This window comes from Enterobacter sp. MGH 16 (assembly GCF_000493175.1).
GTDB lineage: Bacteria > Pseudomonadota > Gammaproteobacteria > Enterobacterales > Enterobacteriaceae > Enterobacter > Enterobacter roggenkampii.
Genome location: NZ_KI535695.1, coordinates 3,794,460 through 3,806,405, shown reverse-complemented (window position 1 = coordinate 3,806,405; position 11,946 = coordinate 3,794,460). Strand labels below are relative to the sequence as shown.

The window sequence follows — 11,946 nt, the reverse complement described above, 5'->3', positions numbered from 1 at the left end:
CTAGTATTTATCTCATCAAGGCACGGTGCCTTACCTGAAAAACTTAATGAAAGGGTTTATATTATGAAAAGCATCAAAACTTTTGTCGCTGTAATCGCTCTGGCTACTTCTTTTGGTTCTTTCGCTGCGCAGACCGTAACCGCAACCGCCTCTACCATTGATGGTGCAGAAGCGAAAATCGCGGCTCAGGCTCAGGAAGCGGGCGCGTCTTCGTACAAAATTACCCAGGCATTCACCGGTAACCGCGTACACATGACTGCTGAACTGAACAAATAAGCGAGTCACACCGTCGAAAGAGCGCCCCCGGGGCGCTTTTTTAGTTTATGCCCGCCACGCGCAGCAATGCCGTCACCACTGCCGCGGCCACAATGACCACGATTAACGGCATTTTCCGCCAGGCCAAAAACACCGCAAACGCCACGCCCAGCACGCGCGCCATGCCCGCGAAGTGTTCTCCCTCATAAAAGGTGGTCGCCAGCGCCACGGAGAACAGCAATACCGTTGCCGCATCTGACAGCAGCGCCTGAGAACGCTCCGACAACGCCAGCCGGTTGCCGAGTTTGGCGCCGCCAAGGCGCATTAAATAGGTTCCGGCAGAAAGAATGGCGATGCCGAGAATAAAGACCGTCATGTTTTCCATTATTTTTTCCTCGCGGCAAGACCGAGTAAAGAGAGCAGTACCGGTAATCCCACCGGGGCAAACGGTACGGCGGCCAGCGATAACACGGCGCCGCTGCAGGCGCGGATCAGCGTGGTACGGTTTTTAAATGCGGGAACCACTAATGCCAGCAGAATGGCCGGAAATACCGCATCCAGCCCGATGGTCTCCGGGTCGGGCAACAGTTTGCCGACCATAGCCCCCAGCAGTGCACCAAGCGGCCAGACGAGGGCGACGCCTAAGCCGCACAGCCAGTAGGCGGCTTTACGCTGCTCGGCGGTTTTTTGCGACAGGCCAAACACCACGCTTTCATCGTTCATGATGTGGCAGCCCAGCAGGCTCAGACCGCGCTTGCCCACCAGCTCTCGCACCGTCACGCCAAACGGCACGTGGCGCGCGTTGACCAGCAAACCTGCCGCCGCGGCCGCCAGCGGATTGCCGCCGCTCGCCACGATGCCGATAAACATGAACTCAGACGCGCCCGCCAGCACGGTAATGGAGAGCACAAACGGCACCCAGACCGGGAAACCGTAGGCCATCGCCAGCGAGCCGTAGGACATCCCGACCACGCCCACCGCCAGGCAGACCAGAATGATTGCTTTTATGGTGTCGCCTTTCAGACAAGAGAGATGATGCTTCATACAATTTTAGCCATATCGAACGTGTATCCATTATAATGAACGCAACGAAACTGATTTTCAAGACGAACGATTCGTTCGTTTTATAGAACAAGAGGCCGTTATATGACGCAGCCGATCAGCCTGATCGCCAAAAGTCTGGTGCGAGAACGCCTGCGAACCGGGCTTTCACTGGCGGAAATTGCCCGCCGTGCCGGGATCGCAAAATCTACGCTTTCCCAGCTGGAGTCCGGCAACGGTAACCCTAGCCTGGAAACGCTGTGGTCGCTCTGCGTGGCGCTGGATATTCCTTTCGCCCGTTTGCTTGAGCCGCAGCTACCGACCACGCAGGTGATACGCCGTGGTGAAGGGACGAAAGTGGTCGCCGGAGAGGCTAATTATGAAGCCATTTTGCTGGCAGCATGCCCTCCCGGCGCGCGCCGCGATGTCTATCTTCTGATGACCCAACCGGGCGCAGACCGTCTTTCTCAGCCGCATCCGCCGGGCTCGGTGGAACATATTATTGTGACGCAGGGGCGGGCGCTGGTCGGCCTGCTCGACGCGGCGGAAGAGCTCGGCGCAGGGGATTACATTTGTTATCCCGCCGACCAGCCGCACATCTTCAAGGCCCTGGAGCCAGACACTTACGCGCTGCTGGTGGCGGAACAAAACTAACAGAGATACGGAAACTCATGTCGCTTAAAGCCATTGCCAAAGAACTGGGGCTGTCAGTCACCACCGTCAGCCGCGCCCTTAACGGATATGACGACGTTTCTGACGAGACGCGCGCTCGCGTAGAAGCGGAGGCCCAGCGACGCGGCTATCGGCCTAACACCTTCGCCCGTCGTCTGAAGATGGGCAAAATCGACGCCGTTGGGCTGGTGTTCCCGGTCCATCCTGTTCCGCTCAATAACAGCGTATTTATGGACATGGTGGGTGAGATTAGCCACGAGCTGGCGCGACATGAAATCGACCTGCTGCTCATCGCAGACGACGATCTGGCGGATAAGCACAGCTACATGCGGATGGTGCAAAGCCGCCGCGTGGATGCGCTGATCGTGGCACACACGCTGGATCGCGATCCGCGACTTGAGCAGCTGCAGGCCGCCGGATTCCCCTTTCTGGCGCTTGGTCGCAGCCAACTGCCTCAGCCGTACGCGTGGTTCGACTTCGACAACTATGCCGGTACGTACAATGCGACCCGCTGGCTGATCGGAAAAGGCCATCAGCGCATTGCCCTACTGGGCGAAAGCAACAATCAGGCATTCATCACCCAGCGCCGTCAGGGCTATCTGGACGCGTTGCGGGAAGCCGGGCTTTCCAGCGAATGGCTGCGCGCCATGCCCCCTTCACGCCGGGTGGGGTATGCCACCACTAAAGAGCTTCTCTCGCTGTCGCAGCCGCCCACGGCCATCATTACCGACTGCAACACTCATGGCGACGGCGCGGCGATGGCGCTGGCGGAGCTGGGCCGCCTGACCGGCGAGAACGCCGTTGCGCTGGTGGTTTATGACGGGCTTCCGCAGGACAGCATCGTCGACGCTGACGTGGCGGCAGTGATCCAGTCCACCCGTCAGGGCGTCGGGAAACAGATTGCCGATATGGTTCGCCAGCTGATCAACGGCGAGGCGATTGAGCAGCTCCAGGTGCTCTGGCAGCCCGAATTCTCTCCCGGCCAGACGGCCTGAATCTCTCCATTTTCTAAACCCGATCACAAATCCGAAACGTTTTGGTTTGTATCCGAAACGTTTCGGATCAAAACTCAAGGCATCCCATGACAGGAGATGTCTGATGCAAGATTCCATTTTACGACTCGAAAGCGCGACGGTGGATGTGGTGATAAAAACGCACCCGTTCGCCGAAATTATCTACTGGGGGCCGCATCTTCAGTACTTTTCGCCGCAGAATGCTGAAACCCTTTCCCGGCCAGTTGCCAACGGCAGGCTGGATGTGGATTCTCCGGTCACGCTGATGGCCGAGCTGGGGCACGGCCTGTTTGGGTCGCCCGGTATTGAAGGGCATCGTCTGGGCCGGGACGGTTCGCCTGTCTTTAGCACCACAGACGTCCAGCAGCAGGGCCAAACCCTGACGATTACTGCAGAAGATGAACATGCGGGCCTGCGGCTGACCAGCGAGCTGACGCTGAACGCCAGCGGCGTGCTGGCGGTGCGTCACGGCTTAACCAACCTGAAAGCGCAGGCGTGGCAGGTGGACCGTTTTGCCATAACGCTACCCGTGGCCGAACGCGCGCGGGAGGTGATGGCCTTCCACGGACGCTGGATCCGGGAATTTCAGCCGCACCGCGTGACGCTTGAGCACGACAGCTTTGTGATTGAAAACCGCCGGGGTAAAACCTCCCACGAGCACTTCCCGGCGCTGATTGCCGGTACGCCGTCATTCAGCGAAATGCACGGCGACGTCTGGGGCGTGCATCTGGGCTGGAGCGGCAACCACCGCCTGCGTGCGGAAGCCAAAACCGACGGCCGCCGCTATCTGCAGGCTGAAGCCCTCTACCTGCCGGGCGAAATGGCGATTGAGGAGGGCGGCACGCTCTGGACGCCGCGCCTGTATGCAAGCTACTCCGCGCAGGGCCTGAACGGCATGAGCCAGCAGTTTCACCAGTACCTTCGCGACAACGTTATCCGCTTCCCCGAAAACAAACCGCGCCCGGTTCACCTCAATACCTGGGAAGGCATCTACTTTAACCACGATCCGGACTACATCATGCGCATGGCCGACGAGGCGGCCGCGCTGGGCGTGGAGCGCTTTATCATCGACGACGGTTGGTTCAAAGGTCGCAACGACGACTACGCCGCGCTGGGTGACTGGTATCTGGACGAGAAGAAGTACCCGAACGGCCTCACGCCGGTCATCAGCCATGTGAAACAGCTCGGCATGGCGTTTGGCATCTGGGTTGAGCCGGAGATGATTAACCCGGATTCCGATCTTTATCGTGCGCATCCCGACTGGGTGCTGGCGTTGCCCGGCTACAGGCTACATACCGGGCGGCACCAGCTGGTGCTTAACCTGAACATTCCGCAGGCGTTTGATTACCTGGTGGAGCGCATGAGCTGGCTTCTGGGTGAACATGAGGTCGATTACGTGAAGTGGGACATGAACCGTGAGCTGGTGCAGCCGGGTCACGACGGAAAGGCCGCCGCCGACGCGCAAACCCGCCAGTTTTATCGCCTGCTGGACGTGCTGGGCAAGCGTTTCCCGCACGTCGAATTTGAATCCTGTTCCTCCGGCGGGGGGCGAATTGATTATGAAGTGCTGACGCGCTGCCACCGCTTCTGGGCCTCGGACAACAACGATGCGCTGGAGCGCAACGCTATCCAGCGCGGCATGAGCTACTTCTTCCCGCCGGAGGTGATGGGGGCGCATATCGGTCATCATAAATGTCACGCCACCTTCCGCCAGCACAGCATTGAATTCCGCGGTCTGACGGCCCTGTTTGGCCATATGGGGCTGGAACTGGATCCCCTCACCGTTGATGAGCAGGAGCGCGAAGGTTATCGCCGTTACGCCGCGCTGTATAAGCAGTGGCGCGAGGTTATCCATCAGGGCACCCACTGGCGCGTGGATATGCCGGATGCCACTACGCTGGCACAGGGTATTGTGAGCGAAGATAAAACGCAGGGACTGTTTATCGTCAGCCAGCTCGCCATGCCGGACTACACGTTGATGATGCCGCTGCGCATGCCGGGGCTTGAGGCCAGCGCGCAGTATCGTATTTCGCTGCTCGATCACCCTGATATTCGCATCACCGGTGAGGGAGGCCATACCATGCGCAAGCTGCCGGCATGGATGGAGACCCCGCAAACGGCGAGCGGTGAGTGGCTGATGCAGGCGGGCATTGCGCTGCCGATTCTCGATCCGGAAAGCGCCATCCTGATTGGCGTGGAACGCGTGTAAAGGTGACGGGCCGGGAAACTGGCCCTCCGTTGAGGATAAAAATAATGAACACAACAACCTGTACCCACAAAGACAACCCTAATTTCTGGATATTCGGGCTGTTCTTCTTTCTCTACTTTTTCATCATGGCCACCTGCTTTCCGTTCCTGCCGATCTGGCTGTCGGATATCATCGGCCTCAATAAAACCCATACCGGCATCGTCTTCTCCTGCATCTCACTCTCGGCCATTGCCTTCCAGCCGGTGCTTGGGGTGATCTCGGATAAACTGGGGCTGAAAAAACACCTGCTGTGGATCATCTCCGTGCTGCTGTTCCTGTTTGCCCCTTTCTTCCTCTACGTCTTTGCGCCGTTACTGAAAGCTAACATCTGGCTGGGCGCGCTGAGCGGCGGCATTTATATCGGCTTTGTCTTTTCGGCGGGCTCAGGGGCCATTGAGGCCTACATTGAACGCGTGAGCCGTAACAGTTTCTTTGAGTACGGCAAGGCGCGCATGTTTGGCTGCCTCGGCTGGGGGCTGTGCGCCTCCACGGGCGGGATCCTGTTCGGCATCGATCCGTCGTATGTTTTCTGGATGGGTTCGGCGGCGGCGCTGCTGTTGATGCTGCTGCTGGTGGTCGCAAAGCCTAGACCCAACCAGACGGCGCAGGTGATGAATGCGCTGGGTGCCAACCAGCCGCAGATCACCGCGAAAACGGTCTTTAGCCTGTTCCGTCAGCGCAGAATGTGGATGTTTATTCTGTACGTGATTGGCGTGGCCTGCGTCTATGACGTCTTCGACCAGCAGTTTGCTACCTTCTTCAAAACGTTCTTCGCCACGCCGCAGGAGGGCACTCGCGCCTTTGGTTTTGCGACCACTGCCGGGGAAATCTGCAACGCGATCATCATGTTTTGTTCACCGTGGATCATTAACCGCATCGGCGCGAAAAACACGCTGCTCATCGCCGGGGTGATTATGGCGACGCGCATTATCGGCTCGTCGTTTGCCACCACCGCTGTAGAAGTGATTGCCCTGAAGATGCTGCACGCGCTGGAGGTGCCGTTCCTGCTGGTGGGGGCCTTCAAGTACATCACCGGGGTGTTTGATACGCGTCTTTCGGCGACTATCTATCTGATTGGCTTCCAGTTTGCCAAACAGTCGGCGGCAATCTTCCTCTCCGCGTTTGCCGGGAATATGTATGACCGGATCGGTTTTCAGGAGACATACCTGATGCTGGGCTGTTTCGTGCTGGCGATTACGGTGGTGTCGGCGTTTACGCTCAGCAGCAGGGAGGAGATAGCGGCGGGCAATAAGGCGCTAGAAGTCCATTAACGCCCTGAACCCACTCACTATTCCGGCGTTGGTCAAAAAATGAATAACCTTATAAAAACTACGGCATTGATAATCATTTTCAATATCATTTAATTAACTATAATGAACCAACTGCTTACGCGGCATTAACAGCTGTGCCGCCCGACAATAATGGAGAGGATTATGAGTTATACACTGCCATCCCTGCCGTATGCCTACGACGCACTGGAACCGCATTTCGACAAGCAGACGATGGAAATCCATCATACTAAACACCACCAGACCTACGTGAACAACGCGAACGCCGCGCTGGAAAGCCTGCCTGAGTTCGCTAACCTGCCTGTTGAAGAGCTGATCACCAAGCTGGACCAGCTGCCAGCGGACAAGAAAACCGTGCTGCGCAACAACGCGGGCGGTCACGCTAACCACAGCCTGTTCTGGAAAGGCCTGAAAACCGGTACTACCCTGCAGGGCGACCTGAAAGCGGCTATCGAGCGCGACTTCGGTTCCGTTGACAACTTCAAAGCGGAGTTCGAGAAAGCCGCTGCAACCCGCTTCGGCTCTGGCTGGGCGTGGCTGGTACTGAAAGGTGACAAACTGGCCGTGGTTTCTACCGCGAACCAGGACTCCCCGCTGATGGGTGAAGCGATCTCTGGCGCATCCGGCTTCCCAATCCTGGGTCTGGACGTGTGGGAACACGCTTACTACCTGAAATTCCAGAACCGTCGCCCGGACTACATTAAAGCGTTCTGGGACGTGGTGAACTGGGACGAAGCAGCAGCGCGTTTCGCCGCTAAAAAATAAGGTTGCATTGACGCCTGTGAGAAGCGAGTCTGATGGCTCGCTTTTTTTGTATCTGCGTAATGGAGGCAGCGATGCATTATCCGGTGAATGTATTTACAGGCAAGGTAAGGGAGTACGACGGCAGCCGCCCGAGCGCCATCGCCAAAATTCAGGTCGACGGTGAGCTGACGTTAACCGACCTCGGGCTTGCGGGCGACGAGCAGGCCGAAAAGAAGATCCACGGCGGGCCGGAGCGCGCGCTGTGCCACTATCCGCGCGAGCACTATCAGCACTGGAAGGCGGAGTTCCCCGAGCAGGCGGATCTCTTCGTTGCTCCCGCGTTTGGTGAAAATCTCTCCACTGAAGGGCTCACCGAAAAGAACGTGTTTATTGGTGATATCTACCGCTGGGGCGATGCCCTGATTCAGGTGACGCAGCCGCGCTCGCCGTGCTTCAAGCTCAACTACCATTTCGGCATTCATGACATGTCGGCTCAGATGCAAAGCGCGGGTAAAACCGGCTGGCTGTACCGGGTGGTGCTGGCTGGGCAGGTTTCAGCGGATGCGCCGCTTGAGCTGGTATCACGCCTGAGTGAGGTGTCTGTTTACGACGCCTGCGCCATTGCGTGGCATATGCCGTTTGATGACGAGCAGTATCATCGCCTGCTGTCGGCGGCGGGGCTGTCGACCAGCTGGACAAGAACGATGCAGAAACGGCGTTTAAGCAGCAAGATCGAGGATAATTCGCGGAGGTTGTGGGGGTAAATAGACCTCCGTAAAAAGTAGGCCGGGTAAGGCGAAGCCGCCACCCGGCACTAACAGCTACGAACGCTTATACAACGGTAGCCACAGCGTTAACCGCAGACCACCCAGCGGGCTGTCGTCGGCTTTCACCCAGCCGCGGTGCTGCTGCATGGCGGTTTCCACAATCGCCAGCCCCAGTCCCGTACCGCCCGATTCCCGGTCGCGCGCCTCGTCGGTGCGGTAGAACGGACGGAAGATCTGCTCGCGGTCTTCCGGGCTGACGCCAGGACCGTCGTCGTCGACAATGACGGTGATCCCGTCTTTATCCACCGAGAACGCCACCTCAATCTTCGTGTGCGAGTAGCGCAGGGCGTTACGCACGATATTTTCCAGCGCGCTTTCCAGCGCGTTGGGGTTACCGTACAGCGGCCATGGACCCGGCGGGAAGTTAACGGTGAAGGATTTGCCCATCTGCTCCGCTTCGAACGCCGCGTTATCCAGCACTTCATGCCACAGATGATTGGCTTTCACCGTTTCGCTCACCAGCGCGTTTTTCTGCTGATTGCGCGACATGACCAGCAGATCGTTGATCATGCTGTCCAGACGATGCGCTTCGGTTTCGATGCGCTCCAGCTCTTTGCTTTCTCCGCTGCGGCGGCGCAGCAGGGCGGTGCCAAGCTGTAAGCGCGTGAGCGGGGTACGCAGCTCGTGCGAGATATCCGACAGCAGGCGCTGCTGGGCCGTCATCATGCGATCGAGCGCGCTCACCATCTGGTTAAAACTGGTCCCGGCGGCCAGGAACTCCTGCGGTCCGGACTCCAGTTCCGGGTGCTGCCTCAGGTTGCCCTGCGCCACTTCGTCGGCGGCGTTTTTCAGCTTACGTGCGGGTTTTGCCAGGCTCCACGCCAGCCATAACAGCAGCGGCGAGCTGACCAGCATCGTGACAATCAGCAGCAGGAGAGGGCGGTCAAACAGCAGGTTGATAAAATCGGACTGGGAGCTGCTCGCGGGGCGAATCAGGTAGAGCTGATAGTTATCCTCGCCATCTCTGACGGAGAACGGCCCCACCATCTCTACGCGGCCATATTTTTTCTTCTGGGGGTGATCGGCATTATCTGCCTGGCCAATGAAGTTGCGGATGATCTGCATTTCATTGCGATCGGCGCCAATCACGCGGCCTTCGCTGGTCACCAGCAGCAGGCGTTGTCCGGGCGGCGCCCACTTGTCGATAGCGCGAAATAGCCTGCGCCACCACATCAAATCGTTTGGCGGATCGTTTGCCAGCTCGGCTTCCACGTGCTGCTCGATCATCACGCCCTGACGTTGCTCGCTGTCGAGCAGCTCCGTCATCTGGCGTGAGTCGAGTTTTGGCAACATCAGTACGAGCATTAAAACCAGTGCCAGCGTCAACCAGAAGATGGCGAAGATGCGGGCGGTTAAGCTTCCTATCATGAAGCGGAAACCATCAGATAACCGCGACCACGCAGGGTTTTAAACCATGGGTGACCGTCTTTACGCTCCGGCAGCTTACGGCGCAGGTTAGAGATGTGCATGTCGATGGCGCGGTCAAACGGGGTAAGACGCTTGCCCAGCACTTCCTGACTTAAATGTTCACGCGATACCACCTGGCCGAGGTGCTGTGCCAGCAGATACAGCAGGGTGAACTCGGTGCCGGTGAGTTCGAGCGTCTGGCCATCAAAGCTCGCTTCCTGGCGGCCCGGATTCAGGCTCAGGGAGTCGACTTCAAGAGTCGGTGAACTGTTGTCCGTATTTTGCTGCTGCTCGCTCCAGTGGGAACGACGCAGGATCGCGCGAATACGGGCGACCAGTTCGCGGTCGTTAAACGGCTTCGGTAAATAGTCATCCGCGCCCAGCTCAAGGCCGAGTACGCGGTCGAGTTCGCTGCCGCGCGCGGTCAGCATGATAACGGGAGTCTGGTGTGTCTGGCGAAGCTCTTTCAGCGTATCAATGCCGTTTTTCTTCGGCATCATCACGTCGAGCAAAAGTAAATCGATGCTGTCGTCAAGGAGACTCAGCGCCTGCTCGCCATCATGGGCAACCAGGACGTTGAAACCTTCCATGTCGAGCAACTCCTTTAAAAGGGATGTGAGCTCTCGGTCATCATCAACTAACAGGATTTTATTCATTGTTTAAATACCTCCGAGGCAGAAATTACGACATCAAGGCTGTCTAATCCATGACTTTACGTTGTTTTACACCCCCTGACGCATGTTTGCAGCCTGAATCGTAGACTGTCTCTCGTTGAATCGCGACACGAAAGATTTTGGGAGCAAGTGATGCGCAAAGTTACCGCTGCCGTCATGGCCTCAACGCTGGCGTTCAGTGCGTTTAGCCAGGCTGCTGTAGCTATCATCAGCGATAACAGTTCCTCACAAGAGGACACAACGCAGCACAGTAGCCAAAGCCATATGTTTGACGGCATAAGTTTAACCGAACATCAGCGTCAACAGATGCGAGATCTGATGCAGAGGGCGAGACACGACCAGCCCCCTGTTAATGTTAGCGAAATGGAGACAATGCATCGCCTTGTCACCGCAGAAAATTTTGACGAAGGCGCTGTGCGCGCTCAGGCCGAAAAAATGGCACAGGAACAGGTTGCTCGCCAGGTAGAGATGGCGAAGGTCCGCAACCAGATGTTCCACCTGCTAACGCCGGAGCAGCAAGCGGTTTTGAACACCAAACATCAGCAGCGTATGGATCAGTTGCGTGAGGTTGCACGGATGCAGCGAAGCTCAGAAACCTCGTTTTTCAGTAGCAATAGCAGTACCCGTAGTAACCAGTAAACCCTGTTTTCCTTGCCATAGACACCATCCCTGTCTTCCCCCACATGATGTGGGGGTTTTTTTTGCCCCGCATTCTGGTTTGTTAACCGTTTATTCATCCTTCGACTCCACATGCTTCCGTTATACTAGCGGCATGACATGACAGGAGCGTTTATGAATCAATCCTATGGAAGACTGGTCAGCCGGGCCGCCATCGCGGCGACCGTCATGGCATCCAGCCTGTTACTGATTAAAATCTTTGCCTGGTGGTATACCGGCTCGGTCAGTATTCTGGCGGCGCTGGTGGATTCGCTGATGGACATTGCCGCCTCATTGACCAACCTGCTGGTCGTACGTTACTCGCTGCAGCCAGCGGATGAAGAGCACACCTTTGGGCACGGTAAAGCGGAGTCGCTGGCCGCGCTGGCGCAAAGCATGTTCATATCCGGTTCTGCGCTGTTCCTGTTTCTCACCGGCATTCAGCATCTCGTCTCGCCGACGCCGATGAACGATCCTAGCGTCGGCGTCGTTGTGACGGTCGTTGCACTTATTTGCACACTTGTTCTGGTAACGTTCCAGCGCTGGGTGGTACGCAAAACGCAAAGTCAGGCCGTACGGGCGGATATGCTTCATTATCAATCTGATGTTATGATGAATGGGGCTATTCTTATTGCGCTCGGTCTGGCCTGGTATGGCTGGCATCGGGCCGATGCGTTGTTTGCGTTAGGGATTGGTATCTATATTTTATATAGCGCCCTGCGGATGGGGTATGAAGCAGTGCAATCGCTGCTTGACCGCGCCCTCCCGGACTCAGAACGTAATGAAATTTTTTCTATCGTGACCGCCTGGCCCGGCGTCAGCGGTGCACACGATCTTCGAACGCGGCAGTCAGGGCCGACCCGCTTTATTCAGATTCATATTGAAATGGAAGACAACCTGCCACTGGTTCAGGCTCACGTGATTGCTGAGCAGGTCGAGCAGGCGATTTTGCAGCGTTTTCCTGGTTCAGACGTCATCATTCACCAGGATCCCTGCTCGGTTGTACCCGGACATGTTGGGCTTTCGTAATTCGTTGTAAAAAAGTGAGCCAGGCCAGCATTTTGTGTATAAATTACCGCCATTTGGTCTGACCTGAATCAATTCAGCTGGAAGGGATTG

The 11,946-nt window shown here is 57.1% G+C and carries 13 protein-coding genes; 9 read left to right on the top strand and 4 right to left on the bottom strand.

Annotation, left to right across the window (positions count from 1 at the left end):
• Positions 1 to 63: 63 nt before the first annotated feature.
• The gene (locus tag L362_RS05010; RefSeq protein WP_008501827.1) at positions 64 to 276 is read left to right on the top strand and encodes a YdgH/BhsA/McbA family protein; all 213 of its coding nucleotides are present in this window, start codon (positions 64 to 66) and stop codon (positions 274 to 276) included.
• 40 nt (positions 277 to 316) lie between these two features.
• On the opposite strand, the gene L362_RS05015 is transcribed toward L362_RS05010, so the two are convergent.
• Complete coding sequence (locus L362_RS05015; protein WP_008501826.1) at positions 317 to 640, bottom strand: AzlD domain-containing protein; 324 nt, start codon at positions 638 to 640, stop codon at positions 317 to 319.
• Positions 640 to 1,299, bottom strand: a complete 660-nt coding sequence (locus tag L362_RS05020) for an AzlC family ABC transporter permease (protein ID WP_023293608.1) — start codon at positions 1,297 to 1,299, stop codon at positions 640 to 642. Before L362_RS05020 ends, L362_RS05015 begins: the two co-directional genes overlap by 1 nt.
• A 102-nt stretch (positions 1,300 to 1,401) precedes the next feature.
• On the opposite strand from L362_RS05020, the gene L362_RS05025 reads away from it, so the two are divergent.
• The 6 genes from L362_RS05025 to yiiM all read left to right on the top strand — a co-directional run bounded on the left by L362_RS05025 (position 1,402) and on the right by yiiM (position 8,026).
• Positions 1,402 to 1,950 carry a helix-turn-helix domain-containing protein gene (locus tag L362_RS05025; protein WP_021242797.1) on the top strand — a complete coding sequence of 183 codons (549 nt, stop codon included), beginning with the start codon at positions 1,402 to 1,404 and terminating at the stop codon, positions 1,948 to 1,950.
• A gap of 17 nt (positions 1,951 to 1,967) precedes the next feature.
• The gene (locus L362_RS05030; RefSeq protein WP_023345118.1) at positions 1,968 to 2,963 is read left to right on the top strand and encodes a LacI family DNA-binding transcriptional regulator; all 996 of its coding nucleotides are present in this window, start codon (positions 1,968 to 1,970) and stop codon (positions 2,961 to 2,963) included.
• A 103-nt stretch (positions 2,964 to 3,066) separates the two neighbouring features.
• Positions 3,067 to 5,190 (top strand): alpha-galactosidase, encoded by a 2,124-nt coding sequence (locus L362_RS05035; protein WP_023345117.1) that lies wholly within the window; start codon positions 3,067 to 3,069, stop codon positions 5,188 to 5,190.
• Between the two features lie 44 nt (positions 5,191 to 5,234).
• The gene (locus L362_RS05040) at positions 5,235 to 6,500 is read left to right on the top strand and encodes an MFS transporter (protein WP_023326324.1); all 1,266 of its coding nucleotides are present in this window, start codon (positions 5,235 to 5,237) and stop codon (positions 6,498 to 6,500) included.
• A gap of 162 nt (positions 6,501 to 6,662) precedes the next feature.
• Positions 6,663 to 7,283, top strand: coding sequence for a superoxide dismutase [Mn] (gene sodA, locus L362_RS05045; RefSeq protein WP_003861999.1), 621 nt, complete (start codon positions 6,663 to 6,665; stop codon positions 7,281 to 7,283).
• A gap of 71 nt (positions 7,284 to 7,354) precedes the next feature.
• On the top strand, positions 7,355 to 8,026 hold the full coding sequence (gene yiiM, locus L362_RS05050; protein WP_023345116.1) for a 6-hydroxyaminopurine reductase: 672 nt from the start codon (positions 7,355 to 7,357) through the stop codon (positions 8,024 to 8,026).
• Between the two features lie 57 nt (positions 8,027 to 8,083).
• On the opposite strand, the gene cpxA is transcribed toward yiiM, so the two are convergent.
• Positions 8,084 to 9,457 carry an envelope stress sensor histidine kinase CpxA gene (cpxA, locus tag L362_RS05055; RefSeq protein WP_003862003.1) on the bottom strand — a complete coding sequence of 458 codons (1,374 nt, stop codon included), beginning with the start codon at positions 9,455 to 9,457 and terminating at the stop codon, positions 8,084 to 8,086.
• On the bottom strand, positions 9,454 to 10,152 hold the full coding sequence (gene cpxR, locus L362_RS05060) for an envelope stress response regulator transcription factor CpxR (protein WP_006179159.1): 699 nt from the start codon (positions 10,150 to 10,152) through the stop codon (positions 9,454 to 9,456). The genes cpxA and cpxR overlap by 4 nt, the downstream gene beginning before the upstream one ends.
• A 150-nt stretch (positions 10,153 to 10,302) precedes the next feature.
• On the opposite strand from cpxR, the gene cpxP reads away from it, so the two are divergent.
• Both cpxP and fieF read left to right on the top strand, forming a co-directional pair.
• Positions 10,303 to 10,809 carry a cell-envelope stress modulator CpxP gene (gene cpxP / locus L362_RS05065; RefSeq protein ID WP_023345115.1) on the top strand — a complete coding sequence of 169 codons (507 nt, stop codon included), beginning with the start codon at positions 10,303 to 10,305 and terminating at the stop codon, positions 10,807 to 10,809.
• Positions 10,810 to 10,962: 153 nt separating this feature from the next.
• Positions 10,963 to 11,856, top strand: a complete 894-nt coding sequence (gene fieF / locus L362_RS05070) for a CDF family cation-efflux transporter FieF (protein WP_023345113.1) — start codon at positions 10,963 to 10,965, stop codon at positions 11,854 to 11,856.
• The last annotated feature ends 90 nt before the right edge of the window (positions 11,857 to 11,946 follow it).

Excerpts from the sequence above, each read along its gene's own strand:
- L362_RS05010 (WP_008501827.1), top strand. The coding sequence starts at position 64 with ATGAAAAGCATCAAAACTTTTGTCGCTGTAATCGCTCTGGCTACTTCT.
- L362_RS05015 (WP_008501826.1), bottom strand. The coding sequence starts at position 640 with ATGGAAAACATGACGGTCTTTATTCTCGGCATCGCCATTCTTTCTGCC.
- L362_RS05020 (WP_023293608.1), bottom strand. The coding sequence starts at position 1,299 with ATGAAGCATCATCTCTCTTGTCTGAAAGGCGACACCATAAAAGCAATC.
- L362_RS05025 (WP_021242797.1), top strand. The coding sequence starts at position 1,402 with ATGACGCAGCCGATCAGCCTGATCGCCAAAAGTCTGGTGCGAGAACGC.
- L362_RS05030 (WP_023345118.1), top strand. The coding sequence starts at position 1,968 with ATGTCGCTTAAAGCCATTGCCAAAGAACTGGGGCTGTCAGTCACCACC.
- L362_RS05035 (WP_023345117.1), top strand. The coding sequence starts at position 3,067 with ATGCAAGATTCCATTTTACGACTCGAAAGCGCGACGGTGGATGTGGTG.
- L362_RS05040 (WP_023326324.1), top strand. The coding sequence starts at position 5,235 with ATGAACACAACAACCTGTACCCACAAAGACAACCCTAATTTCTGGATA.
- sodA (WP_003861999.1), top strand. The coding sequence starts at position 6,663 with ATGAGTTATACACTGCCATCCCTGCCGTATGCCTACGACGCACTGGAA.
- yiiM (WP_023345116.1), top strand. The coding sequence starts at position 7,355 with ATGCATTATCCGGTGAATGTATTTACAGGCAAGGTAAGGGAGTACGAC.
- cpxA (WP_003862003.1), bottom strand. The coding sequence starts at position 9,457 with ATGATAGGAAGCTTAACCGCCCGCATCTTCGCCATCTTCTGGTTGACG.
- cpxR (WP_006179159.1), bottom strand. The coding sequence starts at position 10,152 with ATGAATAAAATCCTGTTAGTTGATGATGACCGAGAGCTCACATCCCTT.
- cpxP (WP_023345115.1), top strand. The coding sequence starts at position 10,303 with ATGCGCAAAGTTACCGCTGCCGTCATGGCCTCAACGCTGGCGTTCAGT.
- fieF (WP_023345113.1), top strand. The coding sequence starts at position 10,963 with ATGAATCAATCCTATGGAAGACTGGTCAGCCGGGCCGCCATCGCGGCG.